Origin of the sequence: Marinomonas sp. (assembly GCF_965225885.1) — a bacterium.
Classification (GTDB): Bacteria; Pseudomonadota; Gammaproteobacteria; order Pseudomonadales; family Marinomonadaceae; genus Marinomonas.
Genome location: NZ_OZ245329.1, coordinates 3,738,866 through 3,755,713, shown reverse-complemented (window position 1 = coordinate 3,755,713; position 16,848 = coordinate 3,738,866). Strand labels below are relative to the sequence as shown.

At 41.6% G+C, this 16,848-nt stretch carries 22 protein-coding genes, 3 tRNA genes and 2 pseudogenes; 18 read left to right on the top strand and 9 right to left on the bottom strand.

The genetic code is table 11. From position 1 onward, the window contains the following. Positions 1-2: 2 nt before the first annotated feature. From ACO05V_RS17965 to hpf, 5 genes and pseudogenes are all read right to left on the bottom strand, one after another. The gene (locus ACO05V_RS17965) at positions 3-290 is read right to left on the bottom strand and encodes a DsrH/TusB family sulfur metabolism protein (RefSeq protein ID WP_421854723.1); all 288 of its coding nucleotides are present in this window, start codon (positions 288-290) and stop codon (positions 3-5) included. 2 nt (positions 291-292) lie between these two features. After that, positions 293-640, bottom strand: a complete 348-nt coding sequence (locus tag ACO05V_RS17960; protein ID WP_421854720.1) for a DsrE family protein — start codon at positions 638-640, stop codon at positions 293-295. A 4-nt stretch (positions 641-644) separates the two neighbouring features. Next, positions 645-1,037, bottom strand: coding sequence for a sulfurtransferase complex subunit TusD (gene tusD, locus ACO05V_RS17955; protein ID WP_421854717.1), 393 nt, complete (start codon positions 1,035-1,037; stop codon positions 645-647). An 89-nt stretch (positions 1,038-1,126) separates the two neighbouring features. Beyond that, a pseudogene (locus ACO05V_RS17950) lies at positions 1,127-1,776 on the bottom strand (Bax inhibitor-1/YccA family protein). A gap of 164 nt (positions 1,777-1,940) precedes the next feature. Next, on the bottom strand, positions 1,941-2,258 hold the full coding sequence (gene hpf / locus ACO05V_RS17945) for a ribosome hibernation-promoting factor, HPF/YfiA family (RefSeq protein WP_421854714.1): 318 nt from the start codon (positions 2,256-2,258) through the stop codon (positions 1,941-1,943). Positions 2,259-2,606: 348 nt separating this feature from the next. On the opposite strand from hpf, the gene ACO05V_RS17940 reads away from it, so the two are divergent. From ACO05V_RS17940 to ACO05V_RS17895, 10 genes are all read left to right on the top strand, one after another. Continuing rightward, on the top strand, positions 2,607-3,413 hold the full coding sequence (locus tag ACO05V_RS17940; RefSeq protein WP_421854711.1) for a DnaT-like ssDNA-binding domain-containing protein: 807 nt from the start codon (positions 2,607-2,609) through the stop codon (positions 3,411-3,413). Continuing rightward, positions 3,322-4,152: a replication protein P gene (locus tag ACO05V_RS17935; protein WP_421854708.1), complete on the top strand. Its 831-nt coding sequence runs from the start codon at positions 3,322-3,324 to the stop codon at positions 4,150-4,152. The genes ACO05V_RS17940 and ACO05V_RS17935 overlap by 92 nt, the downstream gene beginning before the upstream one ends. Before the next feature lie 122 nt (positions 4,153-4,274). Beyond that, positions 4,275-4,916, top strand: coding sequence for a response regulator (locus ACO05V_RS17930; RefSeq protein WP_421857015.1), 642 nt, complete (start codon positions 4,275-4,277; stop codon positions 4,914-4,916). Between the two features lie 18 nt (positions 4,917-4,934). Next, the gene (gene uvrC / locus ACO05V_RS17925) at positions 4,935-6,758 is read left to right on the top strand and encodes an excinuclease ABC subunit UvrC (RefSeq protein WP_421854705.1); all 1,824 of its coding nucleotides are present in this window, start codon (positions 4,935-4,937) and stop codon (positions 6,756-6,758) included. Between the two features lie 45 nt (positions 6,759-6,803). Further along, positions 6,804-7,364, top strand: coding sequence for a CDP-diacylglycerol--glycerol-3-phosphate 3-phosphatidyltransferase (gene pgsA / locus ACO05V_RS17920; protein WP_421854702.1), 561 nt, complete (start codon positions 6,804-6,806; stop codon positions 7,362-7,364). 96 nt (positions 7,365-7,460) lie between these two features. Further along, positions 7,461-7,535, top strand: a tRNA-Gly gene (locus ACO05V_RS17915). A 24-nt stretch (positions 7,536-7,559) separates the two neighbouring features. Continuing rightward, positions 7,560-7,633 (top strand) — tRNA-Cys (locus ACO05V_RS17910). An 11-nt stretch (positions 7,634-7,644) separates the two neighbouring features. Beyond that, positions 7,645-7,730 (top strand) — tRNA-Leu (locus ACO05V_RS17905). Between the two features lie 819 nt (positions 7,731-8,549). Continuing rightward, entirely contained in the window at positions 8,550-8,702 is a 153-nt protein-coding gene (locus ACO05V_RS17900) for a hypothetical protein (RefSeq protein WP_157789907.1), read from the top strand. Between the two features lies 1 nt (position 8,703). Beyond that, positions 8,704-9,123, top strand: coding sequence for a type II toxin-antitoxin system YafO family toxin (locus ACO05V_RS17895; RefSeq protein WP_421854698.1), 420 nt, complete (start codon positions 8,704-8,706; stop codon positions 9,121-9,123). On the opposite strand, the gene ACO05V_RS17890 is transcribed toward ACO05V_RS17895, so the two are convergent. Next, positions 9,120-9,569, bottom strand: coding sequence for a hypothetical protein (locus tag ACO05V_RS17890; RefSeq protein WP_421854695.1), 450 nt, complete (start codon positions 9,567-9,569; stop codon positions 9,120-9,122). The genes ACO05V_RS17895 and ACO05V_RS17890 overlap by 4 nt on opposite strands. 754 nt (positions 9,570-10,323) lie before the next feature. Here ACO05V_RS17890 and ACO05V_RS17885 point away from each other — a divergent pair. Beyond that, positions 10,324-10,671 (top strand): annotated as a pseudogene (locus ACO05V_RS17885) (KilA-N domain-containing protein); the annotation flags it as partial. A gap of 303 nt (positions 10,672-10,974) precedes the next feature. Here ACO05V_RS17885 and ACO05V_RS17880 read toward each other — a convergent pair. Together ACO05V_RS17880 and ACO05V_RS17875 are read right to left on the bottom strand one after the other, a co-directional pair. Next, positions 10,975-11,313 (bottom strand): hypothetical protein, encoded by a 339-nt coding sequence (locus tag ACO05V_RS17880; RefSeq protein ID WP_421854692.1) that lies wholly within the window; start codon positions 11,311-11,313, stop codon positions 10,975-10,977. Next, positions 11,314-11,691: a hypothetical protein gene (locus ACO05V_RS17875; RefSeq protein ID WP_421854689.1), complete on the bottom strand. Its 378-nt coding sequence runs from the start codon at positions 11,689-11,691 to the stop codon at positions 11,314-11,316. It lies immediately after the preceding gene. 77 nt (positions 11,692-11,768) lie between these two features. On the opposite strand from ACO05V_RS17875, the gene ACO05V_RS17870 reads away from it, so the two are divergent. The 4 genes from ACO05V_RS17870 (at position 11,769) to ACO05V_RS17855 (ending at position 13,470) form a co-directional block, all read left to right on the top strand. Beyond that, on the top strand, positions 11,769-11,840 hold the full coding sequence (locus tag ACO05V_RS17870) for a DUF4113 domain-containing protein (protein WP_421857012.1): 72 nt from the start codon (positions 11,769-11,771) through the stop codon (positions 11,838-11,840). A 40-nt stretch (positions 11,841-11,880) separates the two neighbouring features. Continuing rightward, positions 11,881-12,408: a hypothetical protein gene (locus tag ACO05V_RS17865; RefSeq protein WP_421854686.1), complete on the top strand. Its 528-nt coding sequence runs from the start codon at positions 11,881-11,883 to the stop codon at positions 12,406-12,408. A 370-nt stretch (positions 12,409-12,778) separates the two neighbouring features. Beyond that, positions 12,779-13,072, top strand: coding sequence for a phage holin family protein (locus ACO05V_RS17860; RefSeq protein ID WP_421854683.1), 294 nt, complete (start codon positions 12,779-12,781; stop codon positions 13,070-13,072). Beyond that, complete coding sequence (locus ACO05V_RS17855) at positions 13,069-13,470, top strand: hypothetical protein (protein ID WP_421854681.1); 402 nt, start codon at positions 13,069-13,071, stop codon at positions 13,468-13,470. Before ACO05V_RS17860 ends, ACO05V_RS17855 begins: the two co-directional genes overlap by 4 nt. 237 nt (positions 13,471-13,707) lie before the next feature. On the opposite strand, the gene ACO05V_RS17850 is transcribed toward ACO05V_RS17855, so the two are convergent. Further along, the gene (locus ACO05V_RS17850) at positions 13,708-13,905 is read right to left on the bottom strand and encodes a CPXCG motif-containing cysteine-rich protein (protein WP_072841189.1); all 198 of its coding nucleotides are present in this window, start codon (positions 13,903-13,905) and stop codon (positions 13,708-13,710) included. 193 nt (positions 13,906-14,098) lie between these two features. On the opposite strand from ACO05V_RS17850, the gene ACO05V_RS17845 reads away from it, so the two are divergent. The 3 genes from ACO05V_RS17845 to ACO05V_RS17835 all read left to right on the top strand — a co-directional run bounded on the left by ACO05V_RS17845 (position 14,099) and on the right by ACO05V_RS17835 (position 16,735). Continuing rightward, a complete protein-coding gene (locus ACO05V_RS17845) occupies positions 14,099-14,536 on the top strand; it encodes a hypothetical protein (RefSeq protein WP_421854678.1) in 438 nt (145 codons plus the stop codon). 127 nt (positions 14,537-14,663) lie between these two features. Further along, the gene (locus ACO05V_RS17840; RefSeq protein WP_421854675.1) at positions 14,664-15,098 is read left to right on the top strand and encodes an acyl-CoA thioesterase; all 435 of its coding nucleotides are present in this window, start codon (positions 14,664-14,666) and stop codon (positions 15,096-15,098) included. Between the two features lie 293 nt (positions 15,099-15,391). Continuing rightward, positions 15,392-16,735: a tyrosine-type recombinase/integrase gene (locus ACO05V_RS17835; RefSeq protein WP_421854672.1), complete on the top strand. Its 1,344-nt coding sequence runs from the start codon at positions 15,392-15,394 to the stop codon at positions 16,733-16,735. Positions 16,736-16,848 lie beyond the last annotated feature (113 nt).

Below are 16,848 nucleotides of genomic sequence, written 5' to 3'. Positions count from 1 at the left end.
GATTACCAACTAATGTTTGCTTCGGCGGCAAAGGTTAAATCGACCCATTCTTCATCTGACAAAGCAGTGCCTAACTTTGGTGATAAACCATAAGCTATTGCATCACTTTGCAAATAATAAAGCTTTGCTTGTTTTGTTTCGATTAGAGTTTGCATTGTGCTGGCTTGCTGAATCAGTTTTAGAAAACCTTCTTCAATCAGTAGTATCTGGTCGCCCGCTAGCAGGCTATTTTGCCACGTTGTTTCTAATGCTGCTGGGTAGTCGAGTTGATTTATTTGGTGAAGTCGCATAATTAAAACCGGAAAACCTGTTGGTATTGTGAAAACATCGTCTGCCATTCGGCATCATCAAGTGGCTGAACACCTTGCCATGTCGCATTGTCTTTAAGCCAAGTGTGGCTTTTTTCTATGTAGACGTTTTCAATATCATAAAATTCTAGCCCAGCTAATAGCTTGTGTAGGTTTTTGCCTTGCTCTGCTGTTGGGTGTTGATTGTCTGTCAAAATCGCAAGAGCGGCGCCAGATAGACACAAATCGACAGGCTGTTCAAAGGTGGCCAGAACCAGAGCAAGATCTAAGCCTTCTTTGCAAGCTAAGCTAGAATAAGGGCTGGTGTTTAGGTGGATAAGAGTATGTTTCATAAGGTTACCTAAACTGAATGATTTTGTTTGTAGTATTCATCAAATCAACGAGTGTGCCCAAACCTTCAAGCTGAAAGTGTTCTGCAAGCGTGTGTTGTTCTAATTCATAGCGACGGCTTTCACTTTCAGTAATGATGCCGCGTCTTACGGCAGCGGCAATACATAAATACAAAGGGACTTTGTGTTGTTCTGCAACTTCTTGCCAAGCTTTGGTGAGGTTGATTTCATCTCTTGGTGGCTGCGCGGTTTGGTTGCCAATAAGCACAGCGTCCTCATAAAAAAATACACCCTTGATGCTGTCAGGGTATTTGTTTAGAGCGGCACGGATAAAGCGCAGCGCCGTGTGGCAAGCCTTGCTTTGGTATGGGGAACCAGTGATGAGCAGAGTGTATAGCATCAAAAATAACCTTAGTAAAAGATGCTGTAAATTTTACACATAAAAAAGGCCGCAGTCAGCGGCCTTTTCGTGTTGATTGTAACGGATAATTAATCGCGAGACATACCAATAAGAGACAATATGCTTAGGAACATGTTGTATAGAGACACATACAAGTTCACTGTTGCCATGATGTAGTTAGTTTCACCACCGCGAACGATTTGGCTTGTTTGCAGCAAAATAACCGCCGCAGAGAAAAGCGCAAAACCAGCAGAGATGAAGATTTGTAGAGCATTTTAATAAAGATGCCGGCAATCACAGCGAATAGTAGTACGAAGAAACCGACAGTAATGAATCCGTTTAGGAAACTAAAGTCTTTCTTTGAAACCAATGCATAAGCAGACAGACCTAGGAAGGAAAGACCTGTGATACCTAAAGCGCTCATGATCATGCTCGCACCGTTAGCCATATTCATATAAGCGCTAAGGATTGGACCAAGGGTAAGACCCATGAAACCAGTTAATGCAAACACACAAAGAATACCAGCTGAGCTGTTTTTAAATTTGTGTGTTAGGAAGAGCAAACCATAAAAGCCTAATAAAGTAACAATTAGGCCAGGATGGGGTAAGTTAAAAGCCATGCTCATGCCCGCAGTGAAGGCGCTGAACAATAGGGTAAGCGACAACAGTCCGTAAGTATTGCGGAGCGTTTTGTTTGCCGCTTGTGACGTGTGTGTCGAAAGGGCTTCTGTGTAACGCATGAGATTACTCCTTTAAGGTTTAAGACTATCAATAGACTTAATATGCGGCTGAAAGTTCCAAACTTCAAGCTAGATTGTTTATCTAGGCAATAAATACAGAAAAACACCGCAGAATTGCAGTGTTTTTCGAAATAATTAAGGGACTGTTAAGCGGTTTTAAATAACTAGTGGGTCATCACAGGTTTGTGGTGCGCACTGGATTGTTTGGTTTTGTGTTTGTCTATTTGCTTGGCTAATTTATCGACCATGTCATCAATCGCGTGAAATAATCTGTCTTCAGAGGAGGCCGCGGCAAATATTTCTTTGCCGGGAATGTGTACGATCGCTTCCGCTTTTTGATTTTTACTGTCTTTAAGTAAAGTGACATTGACTGAGGTTATTTGATCTGTCAGCTTGGAAATTTTGCTGAGTTTTTCATTAATATGGTCTTTTATTGCAGGGGTTACATCGATATGGTGTCCAGAAATTTTGGTAGTGTGCATACTACTTGCCTCCTGAGTGATGTTCGCGAAACCGACAATACCAATACTCTCTTTCAAACAGTTTTTTTATGAATCTGTTGTTACTCTTTCGTTCTTGTTTCACAGTAAATAGAGAGTTGAATAAAATAGCGTTGCCGTAATTTGAGCATAGGAGTGTTTTTGAATGCTGTCAAAATTGCTTAAAACAGTTGTTTTGTTAGCGAATAAAATTTGTCTATTGCTAAAGTCTAATAGTCAGTGAAAATGGCAAGTGTCATTCTGTATTGATAACAAGGTTACCTTAAGGTTCTCGTGCTAATGGGAACGGCTTTTGATAGACTGTCATGCTAAATGTGCGAAGCGAGATTTATGTTGGATAACGACTATTCATTACCGATATCATTTTCAATGGCAGCCCAGATCGGGTTAGAAGAAACCGTATTATTGACCTTTTTGAAGCAGCAGGCTTATCTTGTTGGTTCCAATGCTCTGCGAGTTGAAATGAGTCGCCTGAGTGTTCAGCTACCATTTTGGACTGTGCCTATGTTGATGCGATTGTTGGCAAACCTACAAATTAGCCAGCTATTGAGTTTTCAGCGCCAAGAAGAAATACTTGAGATTCATTTAGCGACATCTCAAAAAGCAGCGCAAATCATTAAGCCAGCGGCAGAAGTGTCTTCTAAAGACGATTCCTTGATGAGTAAAATGGATCGGTTGCACAAAGCGTCTCGGGAGAAAACCGAAGAATTTACACCGCAGCCTAAAAGCTACCCTGCGAAGCAACCTGTTCGACTATACGAAGCACCATCTCCACCAGTGGTGAATGATCGCCGCGGTGTCACAGATTTTGATTTGTATTTGGAGCAAAAAGAACGTGCTCGACAACCAGATCAGTGGCAACCTGAAGAAGCGACGTTAGAACAAATTGGCCAAGCTGGCATTGCTCGTGAATTTGCTTTGTCTCTGCAAACCGAGTTTTTGCTGAGAATCAAAGAACAGCGGAAAAACGTCAGAACTTGGAACAGCGAATTCTTTAAATACGTAAAACGTCAGTGGCAATACAAACAATCGGATAGGTCTTCATATGAAGGAACCTCAGGCAGTACAAAATTTACTAAAACCTCTAGAGAACAGGTTAGCGACGCCCTCAACAACATCCACGACACAGACTGGTGAGTATGGCTCTGGCAATCCAGGGTATGGTAATGCCGGTCGCGAATCGGGTCCAACAGAGGCAGAGCAGCAAACGCGTATCTTGGTCAATATGTTGTTCGCGCGTTTTAAAGCCATTTATACCCATAAATTCGCCTCGGCTTACAGTACAACGGATGAAGTTAAGTTAGCCAAGCGCGAATGGGCGATTGCACTGAAAGGTTTTCAAGAGCCATTGTTGGCTTATGCTGTAGAACGCACGAAAGAAGAGCATACATGGCCGCCAACCATTGCCGACTTTTTGAAGCTGATTAATACCGCATATAAAGCTTATGGTTTACCTGATCCACGTGCAGCCTATCTTGAAGCCTGTACTTGCCGAACCGATCCTTTGCAATATAAATGGAGTCATAATGCGGTATTTTTTGCAGGCTCTGAAGCAGGTTGGTACAAATTAAAGTCTGAAGAAGAACGAGTGACTTGGCCTTTATTTGAGCAAAGTTATTTGAAAATTGTTGATCGAGTGATTGCTGGTGAACGTTTAGTTATTCCAAAAGTGATCATGATCGAAGATAAGCAAACACTCAGTGTAAAAGATTTGTCTAGTAAGATTGCTAGTGACCTATCCGTTGATGAAGAGCAGATCGCGCCTTTACTTTACTATACCCAAAAAACACATGGGTCTGGCGTACGAGCTCGTTATCGCGAAATTAGTCAAAAAAAGCTCTTAGAAATGGGGTATAAAGAAAAACTGCCAGAATAACGGTGCGTTTCTTCTATTTGTTCTATAACATAAATTTTTTTAGCAGGATGCTATAGGCGCGATTTCAATCTAGGTGCGATAGAAATCGACACGATGCGTAGGAAAGTTTTGGTGAGGTTGTGATGTTAAAAGTATTGATTGTTGACGACCATGACGTGGTTAGCCAAGGTATTAGTCGTGTATTACAGGATGTAAAAGGCGTTGAAGTAGTTGGTGTGGTGCACAGTGGCGAAGAAGCCATTATTCAGTCTAAAGTTTTATTGCCTGATATCGTTTTGATGGACGTGCATATGCCGGGAATCGGCGGTTTAGGGGCAACGAAAGAGATAAAGCGTATTTTGCCAAAAACCAAGATTATTGCCTTGTCAGCGCTGGATGACAATCTATACCCAGTGAAGTTATTAGAAGTGGGTGCGTCGGGTTATCTTACTAAAGGCACTAATACGTCTGAGCTCTTAGAAGCCATTCAAATGGTGTCTAAAGGCGAGCATTATATTTCCAAGAGTATTGCTCAGAAAATGGCGTTGTCTAAGTTTTCAATCGATGGGCAAGGTTCACCATTGGGGCAGTTGTCAGACAGAGAATTACAAGTGGCGCAAATGATCGTGGATTGCAAAAAATCTAACGAAATTGCCGAGCACTTAAATGTAAGCCCCAAAACCGTGAGTACTTACCGTACTCGTATTTTTACAAAGTTGAACATTGAAAGCGATGTCGAGCTGATTCACTTAGCGGTACGTTACAATGTGCTTGGTATGGGCTAGGCGAAAAACGAGGTTTGTTTGAGCCATTCAGAATTTGATCCGAAGCATTTTGTCAGCAACTTAACCACACGTCCGGGCGTTTATCGCATGTACGATGTAAAAGGTGAGTTGCTTTATGTCGGAAAAGCAAAAAATCTAAAAAATCGTGTCGCGAGCTATTTCCGCGTGACCGGATTAACGACCAAAACCATGGCCTTGGTTAGTCGTATTCACACCATCGAAATTGCTGTCACCAAAAGCGAAACGGAAGCGCTGCTTCTAGAACAAACGCTGATTAAGCAGCATCGTCCGCCGTACAACATTTTGCTACGAGACGATAAATCTTACCCTTATATCTTGTTATCGAATCACCCTCATCCGGCTTTGTTGTTTCGTCGTGGTGATAAAACAGATAAAGGCACTTTGTTTGGTCCCTTTCCAAGCGGCAGTGCCGTAAAAGAAAGTTTGAATACCATGCAAAAGGTGTTCAAAGTGCGCCAGTGCGAAGACAGCACTTATTCCAATCGCTCTCGGCCTTGTCTGCAGTATCAAATTAAGCGTTGCTCTGGGCCTTGTGTGAACTTAATTAGCGATGAAGAATACGAGCTAGACGTTCGTCACGCGCGCATGTTTCTACAAGGCAAAGACCAAGAACTCACAGCCGAAATTACCACGCAAATGAGCGCCGCTGCCGCAGACATGGAGTTTGAGCGAGCGGCCGAGTTACGCGATCAAATCATTCAGCTCAAACACATCCAAGAACAACAGCACGTTTATGGACAAACCGGAGAAGCCGATGTCATCGCTTCTATTATTCAGCCTGGCGGTTTGTGTGTTCATGTGATGATGATACGCAAAGGCAAAGTGGTTGGTAGCAAAAGTTACTACCCAAAAATGCCCATCGAAATCACAGAAGGCGAATTATTATCGTCTTTTATCGCTCAATTTTATCTTGGTGGTATTCAAGAGTTACCTAAGACGCTTATCATTAGTCACGAGCTAGAAGATGGCGATGCGCTGGTGGAAGGTATTTTTGAAACCACGCAGAAAAAAATTGAAGTGCTGAGCAATGTAAGAGGCCAGCGAGCGCGTTGGCTTGATCTAGCAAAACTCAATGCAGAGCAAGGTTTACAGGCGCGATTATCAGACAAACGTAATCACTTTAGCCGTGTAACCGCTTTGCAAAAATTGTTAGGTTTCGCTAATCCACCAAAGCACATGGAATGTTTTGATATCAGTCACTCTAGTGGCGAAGCAACCGTGGCGTCTTGTGTGGTGTTTGGGTCTGACGGACCAGATAAAAAACGCTATCGCTCTTTTAACATCGAAGGTGTCGAACCGGGTGATGATTACGGCGCCATGAAGCAGGCACTGACTCGACGTTACAAGCGAGTCAAAAGTGGCGAACTAGAAGCGCCAGATGTGTTGCTTATTGACGGTGGTAAAGGTCAGCTAACCCAAGCTGAAAGCGTTTTAAAAGAATTAGGATTGGTGAATATCTTCTTATTGGGTGTCGCAAAAGGCGATACCCGTAAGCCGGGTCTTGAAACCTTGTACATTGGTTCGAAAGAAGATGAAGTCGTGTTGCCGCCAGATTCGGCGGCATTGCACTTGATTCAACATATCCGCGATGAAGCACATAGATTTGCGATAAAGAGTCATCGCCGTAGACGAGACAAGAAGCGTCGGCACTCGGTACTGGAAGATATTCCAGGTATTGGACCAAATCGACGCAAAGAGCTGCTGACAGCCTTTGGTGGATACCAAGAGTTACTCTCAGCGAGTCAGGAAGATATTTCAAAGGTGAAAGGGATCAGCGCCAAAAAAGCGGAAGAAATTTACCTTCATCTACATAAAAGTTAAGTTTGGCTAGGTGTGGTTACACTTGGCGTAATAATTAGGAATAACATGAACATACCCAATATATTAACGTCCGTACGGATCTTCATGATTCCAATCCTTGTGGTGATTTACTACTTACCGTGGGAAGGGCGCTATTATACCTGCGCGATTATTTTTGCCTTGGCTGCCATTACCGATTGGCTAGATGGCTACTTGGCAAGAAAGCTTAACCAAACTACGCCGTTTGGGGCGTTTTTTGATCCCGTTGCCGACAAGTTGATGGTATCGATTGCTTTAGTCTTGTTAGTGGCCAGCTACTCTAATCCATTACTGACGTTAGCCAGCGCTGTCATCGTCGGCCGCGAGATCGTTATTTCGGCATTACGTGAATGGATGGCAGAAATGGGCAAGCGCGCCAGCGTGGCGGTTTCCTATATTGGCAAACTGAAAACCACCATGCAGATGCTGGCGATTTTCATCTTGCTAGGAAGTCGACCAGACACCGTGGTCGCCCATGTGGGAGAGATGGTACTCATTGCTGCTGCCTTGCTAACACTTTGGTCTATGTATATTTATTTAAAAGCGGCGTGGCCTGAACTAAAGTCCAAAGAGTCGCACAAAAACTAAACAGATTTTAAAAAAGTGCCTAAGTTAGTTATTTATTTGGATTTTTCCCTTGACGTGAAAGCTCAAATACATAGAATAGGCACCGTCTTTTGAGACGCGGGAATAGCTCAGTGGTAGAGCACAACCTTGCCAAGGTTGGGGTCGCGAGTTCGAGCCTCGTTTCCCGCTCCAATACAAAAGATGTATCTGATAGAAGGCCGGATGGCAGAGTGGTCATGCAGCGGACTGCAACTCCGTGAACGCCGGTTCGATTCCGACTCCGGCCTCCAAAATCAGATATGCCCGGGTGGTGAAATTGGTAGACACACAAGACTTAAAATCTTGCGCTGAATAAGCGTACCGGTTCGATTCCGGTCCCGGGCACCATTTATGGTGCCTTTTTTTATGCCTGAAATTTATCAAAGCCCCCAATCCTCTTTTGCTATTCCTTTCTAGTTCAAACTCTCTTAATCATTCTCTTTTTCGTTTTTTAGCGGCTTGAACCTAATCTAATCATTTTCTTGTTTTTCTATGACCTGCCTCTGGAAGCTCTACTCATTTTTGCTAGCGAAAATGAGCGAAACGCTTTATCGTGAAGAAGTTGTAGAATTGCACCAGCTAAAGTGAATGGAAACATTTTTCACCCAACCAACTGGAATGGTACATCCCGCCTGAGAACACCAAAAACGGCAAAGAGCACCGCTTGCCCATCACCCATCACCCAACAGACTGTAGACCTCATCAACAGCCTGCCCAAACGTGGTACCTACATATTCAACATGAAAGACATCAGACCCATCACCACACCGTTGGTATCAAAACCTGAGTGACGACGTGGGCATCAAATTCACCAGCCACGACATACGCAAACTCGCCCGCGACAACTGGCAAGACAAGAAGAGCAGGGACCGACTGGGCTTTCTTATAATGGAAAGAGGGGAAATGCTACTCAACCACGAACGGGACGGACTAGACAAACGCTACATGCACACCCATTCGAGAGAACAGATGCGCAAAGCGTTGGGGGGGGTAAGCTAACAAATATTATTGTGCCGTCGTTCTATGAAATTATGTAGATGATTGATCTGTATAGAGGTTGCGCTATATTGTAGGAAACGGCACATAATTGGTCTTTGCTAACATGATAAATTGGGTTTACAATAAGATTTTAACGATGATGTCATAATTTCATTGAGGTTTATTACCATGCCTTTACCTAAAGCAAGACAAGAAAAGCCAAAAGCGACCGCGAAAGACGTTAAGTCTGCTGCTGCCGTTGGTGACGCTGTGTTTGCTTACTTCCAAAAGCACGGCAAGTTTCCTACTTCTAAAGAGCAACTGCAACCAGCTAAGGCTTAACTTGGCGATTGTACAGACAGCCTCTATTTTTAGAATGGCTCCTGACTGGGAGCTTCACAAAAATACTTTTGAATCTTACAAGCTTAATGGTGAGCAGCCAGACTTTTATGGTCGTGATGCATCATTAAGCCACCCTCATGTTCACCATATACACCTCGCTCAAACACAAGAGCTAGCCAATCTTTGGGCTAAACGGCACCCTAGAATTGATCAAATTTATTATCGAACTACCCGAATGGGTGATCCTGATAACGATTATTGGCTGATTTATGCGTTTGATGACTTTGAAGAAAAGTACCTGCTTTTAACCATTTTAGGTCCAGATGCCCACAACAGTGCGCAATGGCGCGCATACCTTACGAGCCTTTATACCCAATTTGTCGAACCTTGGATTAACGGCAAGCTGGATGATGTGATTTAGTTTTTGTTTTCGTATAGCGCTAAGATGCTATCTGCACCTTGTTTTGCATATGAGCCTAGTTTATCACTCCAAGGATCACCATTTGAAGCTAAATCACATAACTCACTTTGTAGTGTGACTATGCTTTGTGGCTGATGCTGTTGCAATATTTTATCTTTATAAAATGACTGCGTAAAATCCAGAGAAGATTTATATCTAGCCCAGTTCTCATGAACTTTCTCAAGTTTCCTTTTGACTGTTTCAGTTTCTTTGTCAAATTTGTCATCAGTTATTGTGGTTTGTCTTATACGTTTATTCCTGGCTTGGAGTTCCATAAGATAAACAGTTAAGTCTGAGATGCACATTTCATAGCAAAGGCTAAGTTCTTTGATTGAAGCTGTTTTGTGTTCAAGCCTATGTTGTTTTTTTTGTCCTTTCTTCCCATGATTGGAAGGATCTATAAGCATAAAAAGCAGCAAATGCTGTAGCTATTCCTGCGATACCAGTAGCCATATTAGAAAAAACTGATAGCTTGGTATCGTCTTCAGACCATGTTGGTATTCCTGTCAGTGTGCCTAGTATGTAGCTGATTGATATGATGAAAGCGCAACATGCCCACCAACTACCGTCCTTGTAATTCATATCTGATACACCTTTTATGATTGTCTATTCGCTGCAAAAGCGGCATTAATTTTAATGCCGTTAAAATATAACACTAATTAAATTAAAGGGCTTAATGCTTGAAATACATTCGTGGTAATGCTATTACTTTCCCCGCACTGGCAAAATCCAGTGTCGGGATTGAGCCCCTGTTTTACAACAGCGGCCTAGAACACGCTCCGCGTGTTTTTTTGTGGCTGAAATCCGCCTGTCATGGTGGGTCTTTGTTTGGGCTAACTTCGGTTAGGCCGTTCCTGCGGACGGTTGTTGCAACCTGAACTTAGATCCACCACCTTAATTGAGATTGAGACCTTTGTTTTGGTGGTCATTGATGACAACAGGAGGTCAACGATGGCTCATTTAATTATCTCTTCAAAAGACATCCGCACACTCGACGGATTGTATTCCCTTAAAGCAGCTGGCAGTGAAAAGCGCCATTAACCGAATCGTTTTATTCGAATAGAAAAAACTAAAGAGTTAATAGAAGAAATTGAGCGTTGCCCGGAAATGGGTATCGGTGCAAAAGCAGTAAGAGGTGGCGAAAATTAAGGCACTTGGGTTTGCAAAGAATTGGTGTACGCTTACGCCATGTGGATCAGTCCGAAGTTCAATCTAGAAGTCATCCGCGCCTTCGACCAAGCCCAACAGCCAGAACCCGAATCGGTGCAACAATCCTTACCCGCCCCGATCCAAGACGACGAAAAACTCAAACTCATTAACGACGTCGCCAAATCCTTAGGCATAACAGAAAGCATCGCCGTCGTATCCGCCACCGACATCATGAGCATGATTCAAACTATCCGAAACTACCAACAACAACTCGCCAGAATCCAAACCAACCCAGCATGGGTCGACCAAACCATCGAACGCGTCAAAAACGCCACAGGCCGACACTTCGGGGAGGGTTAGAGTTGGATGTATCAAAATGATACAACTCATAGCTAGAATTTATTATATTAATATTAGTATAAACATTAATATAACTATGTTGACGGTAACGTCACATGTAGTAAGAGTGAGTGATTCGGATTGCGAGCCTTAGTGCTTTAGATACCTCACCTCCCGCTACCTAGTAAACTGTTTTCAGTGATGTTTACATTTCTAGATCTCAGATGGTGGCGCTCTGCAAGACAGAGATAAGCAATTGTCTAACAATTGTGAGTAGGGATCACGGAATATTTTCAGCCCCACTGCCGAAAGGTAGATGGGGCTTTAATTTTTGTTCTTCTCTTTCTCTTTCTTTTTCGCCTTAAATTTCTTCTTTCTGCTCGTTGTTAGCTTTCTTATCTCGAATGGCTCGCGCTTAGCCAGTATGTTCCTAACCAGTACCTTAAAGGGTTTTTTGTCCGCTTCTTGACCATCTTTTATCCGCTTTGCTCTGTGGTCATCGGCGTTTACGATAAAAGCCGTTTCAACCAACATGTTAATGCTTTTGCTATCAACTCTGTGCAGTTTGAACATCACTAAGTAGTAAAGGTCTTGGTTGTTGTTTTGCTGAACGTCTATAAGAGCACTAAGGCAAGTCCGTGTGTCACCTCTATTCGCCAGCATTCACTTTGGATTATTTTCTTGTACATGCTTTATGAAATCGGGAAGGCGTTTGTTCGCTTCGTATTTTTCGTCACAAAAAATTCGTTTCTCTGTGCTTATTTTGGGTGGTTTTTTTACCGCTTGAAAGTTGCCTTCGTAATGATCGTAGCGAGTAAGGAGCCTGGGTGATGTATTTGAGTCGCTGCTATAATCAAACTCCCTTGTATAGAGGTGGTTAGTCGGGCGGACGTTAATTGAAACAGGGACGACTTGTTTGCTTTCTAACTCAAATTCTTCAAAGTGTATTGATAAGCCTTCCAGATGTGAAAGCGAGTATTGTTTTACTGCTCCGTTTTCTGTGAAAACCACATCGTTAAAGCCGTTTTGAGTGTTGCCCATCCCTTGTTATGTCTCTATATGCTTGATTCTTATCGATTCTACCACTTGGCGAGTTCGTAAGAAACTATCACTCATTTTTGCCTGAGAAACACGAACATCTATCGCCAGCCTACACGACCAGATGGGATGAACTGCCAAAGGTTTGGTAATATGCACGATTATTAAAATTTTATCTCAGGGAGAAGTATTTTGGATTTATCAGATTGGACTGATATTGCTAGTGTCGTAACCGCTGTTTGTAGTGTTGCTATAGCATGTTATGCAGTAAAAATAGCCAAAGACCAAGCAGTGGCAAGTAGAGAGCATAATGAGCTATCGATTAGGCCATTGTTGACTTCTTCAACAGACTGCAACTTTGAGACGGGTCATTTTAAGTTATTTATAAAAAATTTTGGTTTGGGCCCTGCTATTGTAACAGACTTTATTGCATATCGAGATGGAGGGGTAGTTAACGTAGATGATCCAAGTATGCGATACGGTGTTGCCCATTTGGGTTTAGAATTGGGTGCAATACATCTAGCTATAGAGCAGGTAAAAGCAGGTCATGTGATTGCTGAAAACGATACGGTTACGATGCTTGAATTTACGTCAGATAAGAGAGGTGATCCCAAAATTTTTGCAGAAGTTCTTGCTGAGTTAAACAGGGTTGGTTTTAGAATAGATTATCAGGGTGCATACAAGAACCAAATGGAGCCACTTGAGACGATTGTTAGATAGCGTTCTGATTAAATTGAATCTTTTAACCACCTTCGGGTGGTTTTTTTTGACCTGAACAAAACATATTCATCAAAAAACACCTGTCATTTACCGCCAACATGCCGCCATTGAATTGTAAGCACACTTTGCTCTAGCTCAATATCTATAAGGGTTTATATGCAAAATGTCGCTTTCATAAGAAGAGAACGACATTTTGTTTTTGCGCGCGCAAGGCTTGCAAGCCTATGAGTTAGGCGTTAAATTATCCCCACGCTGTTAGTTTTGTATCTAACGGCAACACAACTTATCAAGCCTCTCCAAGTGCGGGGCTTTGTCATTTCTGGGCCTCGCATTTTGCGGGGCTTTTTCGTTTCTGGACTGGACGCACCATATGAAATTCCTACCGGATGAGCTCCTACAAACAGCGGCATTCGTCATGGTCGGTGTGCTAGGTGGAGCTGTGAAATACCTTCGTGACTTTCAACAGAATTCTAAAAAATTCTCATTAATTCATATGCTTATCGCGGTTTTTACTGGCGGTTTCTTGGGCATGCTGACGTTCTTTCTGTGTGCGTCGATGAATATGCCGCCAGCAATGACGGGGTTTATGTCGGGCGTAGCTGGGCTGATGGGTGATGAAGCAATCAAACTATTTATCAATCGATTCAAGCGAGGCTTGTCATGAGTTTAAACCTAGAGCAGCTTGGCAAAGGCCCAGCACTTGGTTTGATCCAGATGGAGCCAGCAACGCATGCGGACTTATGGCGCAGTTTCATTAAGTACAAATCCTCATTGCAGGATGATCTTCGTGCCTTGCTAAGTGGTGAAGCCGATAGCGTGTATGAAGTGTGTGGCGTTCCTGATGAATTAGAGCTGATGAGCAACATCAAATATGCCGTGGCAATGTGTCGTGTTCATTACTGGCGTAAGCCTCAATCATTGCCTGAGGCCAATAATATCAAGGCTTTAGACGAATATTGGAAAGATCATTACAACACTGTTCATGGTGCAGGCACTGTCGAAGAGTTCATCAATAACTTTCCGTTTGAGCTGTACGGAATCGATAAGGAGCAATACATATGAGCACGATTTTAAAAGGTCTGTTGGGTTTGGTAACAGGGAATTTGCCAGGGGGGGGGGGGGGGGGGGGATGGTTTGGCGTTTGTACTAGCTCAGACCTGTGCTGACTAAAATTCTTCCAAGTCATCAACACCAACATCACTAGCCAGCACAGTGCTCAGTTCTGGTCATGCTAATCTAATCAAAAAAGGCCTAACATATGGGTCATCTATAAGCGCGAAAACCTTTAATTTATTTCAGTCAATACGTCTCATTTTCCGAGTGAACCGAAACCGAGGTTGAGCCGTCGAAGGCGGTGTCGATGTTGAAGGTGATCGGGCGGCAGCAGACTTGGCAGTCTTCTATGTATTCTTGGCTTTCATCTAGCACTTCTATCACGACTTCGATGCTTTCGCCGCAGTAGGGGCATGAAATGTCTGTCTCTAGTAGTTCGCTCATTTGCACCTCTCATCTGGCTTTGCGCGTATAAAGTTATTGGTACTTTAATCATAGGTAATAATTTGTCTGTTAGCTTGTAGGTTATTCGGTTTGTTTTATAGCTTTTATACGAAAATCCACACTTTTATCGATCTGCTTTCACGCTCTTTGTGCAACACTGTTATGATTCCAGCTTCTAAGGTGAGGTAGTGTCATGATTAATTCTATTAAATACTTATCCGTTTTAGCGTTGCCAGTGTTGTTGTTTGGTTGTTCTTCTGGATCTCATGTTGTTACTGGGCAGCAGATGCCAGAGCTTGAAGTGGAGCAAGTGACGATATATGAAGAAGCGCCAGCGTTTGATTATAAAGTCATTGGTACGGTGAGTGCTTCTAGTGATAACGGCTTTACGGAAGACTCTAGAAAAGAAAAGGCCACTCAAGAGTTAAAAGAGCAAGCGGCTAAGATTGGTGCGAACGGCGTTATTTTAGACGATGTGACTCAGTTGTCTTTCAGACGTTTAGGAACCGGTGTTGGTATTAGTGCCAGCAGTGCAGGTGGGTTCGGAACGTCTATTGGTTCGAGCTTCTCGTTCCCGACAACGGAAGCGAAAGGAACGGCTATTTATTACGAGACTGAGTTAACAAAATAACTTAGCGTTTATGCGTGTTGTCATGAGTTTTTTAAATGCTTGCGATAATATTTTGTTGTTACCCTCTGACTACATAAACAGATACACTTGCTTTTAGTAAGCATAGAAAATTGATTGAGAGAGTGTTATGTCAGAGTTTGAAGAAAAGGCAAAAGGTCGTCTTACGACTAGGACGGTTGCTATGCCGGGAGATACTAATCCAGCAGGTGATATTTTTGGAGGTTGGGTGGTATCGCAAATGGACATCGCGGCTGGTATATGTGCGGGTCAGCGCGCTCAATCTCGTGTAGTGACGGTTGCCTTGGATGGCATGAGTTTTATCCGACCAGTAAAAGTCGGCGATATTTTAGGTGTTTATACTAGAGTTGAGTCGGTTGGTCGTACTTCAATGAATATTCTTGTGGAAGCTTGGGTGCGTCGTGGCCGTATTGGTAAGCGCGAAAAGGTGACGGAAGGTATGTTTAAATTTGTTGCAATCGATGAGTTCGGTAAATCGATGCCGATACCGAAAGAAGAAGATCTGCCTGACTACGTGACTCATGGCTTTGACGCGGATTACTGATCGGTATTTGTGAGATTGGGTTGGCGAGTGCTTACTAGAAAACAGGGTGGTTTTTTAGTAAGCATTGGTTTGCATTACTCTGATGTGATCGTGAGAGCAAAAAAAAGCGCTTACCGAAGTAAGCGCTTTTTTAATGTTGGTACCAGTAGGCGGACTCGAACCGCCACACCCGAAGGCAACGGATTTTGAACTTATACTGTCTTTACAAAAGCCCTTGAAAATCATAGTCTTATGTAGTTATTTAAAGTTGCTATACAACTTACTATACAACTATTTACATAAGAGATTGCCATATGGTAGCAAAATACGAGCGTTTAGCGAAGAGTTTAGCTATTTATAGAGTTAAAAACTCAAATAATTTTTACGCTCGTATACGAGTGAATGGAGTAGAAATTAAGCGAAGCTTAGGAGTGTCAGACGAAGACGAAGCGAAGTTCAGAGCTTGGGAACTCCGTTCCGAACTCGAAAACCGAAATAAGCAAGGATTAGCTATTTTAGCTAATAAAAAAATTTACATTGAAGATATTGTAAATAATGTAATTATTCAGTTAGATAGTAAAAAAACACAGCTACAAATCTATAAAGACTATAAAACAGTCTTTTCAAATTTTATCATTCCATTCTTTAAAAATGTCGAAATCGTTGATTTTACAACTAAAAAAATAAGGGATTATTTTGATAGTCAAGAATTATCTGTCACGAGAAAAAATATTAATAAAACTTGTTTTAAAATGATACTGGAATATTTAGAAGAAGAAAAAATAATTAAGAAAAATGATATTCCTATAATTCCGAAGGTAAAATCTTTTAAAGTTGAGGCAAGAGACGCTTTTAATGATGAAGATTTAAAGATTATTTTAGAGCATCTACCAAACTTTCACGAAATCGAAAAAAATGGACGAAAAGCTAATTTTAAGACTGTTGAATACAGAAAAATACTTAATGAATATTTTCTAATATTATTAGAAACGGGATTGAGGACTGGCGAAGAATTTATAAATTTACGTTTTAATGATATCAAGAAGAAAAAACATTCTTACTACAAAGATGATTTATTGATAGAAAATGATAATTACCTTGTGAAAATCAGCAAAGGCAAGACGAAAAAATATTCGAATGGTCGTGTTATTGCTTTAAGTTCAAAAGCAATTAACGCAATTGTTAACATTGCTAAAATTACACAGAAAGATAAGAATATCACTATTGATAATTTTATATACAGTAATAAATTGATTTTAGAAACTTCTTTTAATAAAATCGCAGAACTTAGCGACATTTTTAAACAATTTACAGACTATTTGAAAGAAAACAATTTAATAAATACTCATTATACTTTATACAGTTGTCGCCATACGTTTATAACAAAAAGACTTATGCAAGGCGTAGATATTTATCTAATTGCGAAATACGTTGGTAGTTCGGTTGAGATGATAGAGAAACATTATGATAGTTATAAATTATCACAGCAGGCGCATATAGATAGTTTGACAGATTTTAATCGCAATGAATTAGAATTAAAAGCTATTCTAAATAATGTATCTTATACAGATTATGATGATATACCGCCAGATCCTACAGAAGCTGAATTATTAAGTTTTTATAATCAAGCTGAAGAGTTTTTCAAACATAACAAATAACCCCTAAATTTCATTTCCAGAAGGGCACGAAGTGCCTTTTTCTTTTTCCTTTCTCTTTTTTTATATTGATTTGACAGATCAATCAAATATGCTAAATGTATTATATTGCAAGT

What these genes read in the sequence shown, in the direction of transcription:
- ACO05V_RS17965 (WP_421854723.1), bottom strand. Translation starts at nt 290, where the DNA reads ATGCGACTTCACCAAATAAATCAACTCGACTACCCAGCAGCATTAGAA.
- ACO05V_RS17845 (WP_421854678.1), top strand. Translation starts at nt 14,099, where the DNA reads ATGATTAATTCTATTAAATACTTATCCGTTTTAGCGTTGCCAGTGTTG.
- tusD (WP_421854717.1), bottom strand. Translation starts at nt 1,037, where the DNA reads ATGCTATACACTCTGCTCATCACTGGTTCCCCATACCAAAGCAAGGCT.
- ACO05V_RS17900 (WP_157789907.1), top strand. Translation starts at nt 8,550, where the DNA reads ATGCCTTTACCTAAAGCAAGACAAGAAAAGCCAAAAGCGACCGCGAAA.
- ACO05V_RS17835 (WP_421854672.1), top strand. Translation starts at nt 15,392, where the DNA reads ATGGTAGCAAAATACGAGCGTTTAGCGAAGAGTTTAGCTATTTATAGA.
- pgsA (WP_421854702.1), top strand. Translation starts at nt 6,804, where the DNA reads ATGAACATACCCAATATATTAACGTCCGTACGGATCTTCATGATTCCA.
- hpf (WP_421854714.1), bottom strand. Translation starts at nt 2,258, where the DNA reads ATGCACACTACCAAAATTTCTGGACACCATATCGATGTAACCCCTGCA.
- ACO05V_RS17850 (WP_072841189.1), bottom strand. Translation starts at nt 13,905, where the DNA reads ATGAGCGAACTACTAGAGACAGACATTTCATGCCCCTACTGCGGCGAA.
- ACO05V_RS17960 (WP_421854720.1), bottom strand. Translation starts at nt 640, where the DNA reads ATGAAACATACTCTTATCCACCTAAACACCAGCCCTTATTCTAGCTTA.
- ACO05V_RS17855 (WP_421854681.1), top strand. Translation starts at nt 13,069, where the DNA reads ATGAGTTTAAACCTAGAGCAGCTTGGCAAAGGCCCAGCACTTGGTTTG.
- ACO05V_RS17940 (WP_421854711.1), top strand. Translation starts at nt 2,607, where the DNA reads ATGTTGGATAACGACTATTCATTACCGATATCATTTTCAATGGCAGCC.
- ACO05V_RS17890 (WP_421854695.1), bottom strand. Translation starts at nt 9,569, where the DNA reads ATGCTTATAGATCCTTCCAATCATGGGAAGAAAGGACAAAAAAAACAA.
- ACO05V_RS17860 (WP_421854683.1), top strand. Translation starts at nt 12,779, where the DNA reads ATGAAATTCCTACCGGATGAGCTCCTACAAACAGCGGCATTCGTCATG.
- ACO05V_RS17880 (WP_421854692.1), bottom strand. Translation starts at nt 11,313, where the DNA reads ATGCTGGCGAATAGAGGTGACACACGGACTTGCCTTAGTGCTCTTATA.
- ACO05V_RS17935 (WP_421854708.1), top strand. Translation starts at nt 3,322, where the DNA reads ATGAAGGAACCTCAGGCAGTACAAAATTTACTAAAACCTCTAGAGAAC.
- ACO05V_RS17840 (WP_421854675.1), top strand. Translation starts at nt 14,664, where the DNA reads ATGTCAGAGTTTGAAGAAAAGGCAAAAGGTCGTCTTACGACTAGGACG.
- ACO05V_RS17930 (WP_421857015.1), top strand. Translation starts at nt 4,275, where the DNA reads ATGTTAAAAGTATTGATTGTTGACGACCATGACGTGGTTAGCCAAGGT.
- ACO05V_RS17875 (WP_421854689.1), bottom strand. Translation starts at nt 11,691, where the DNA reads ATGGGCAACACTCAAAACGGCTTTAACGATGTGGTTTTCACAGAAAAC.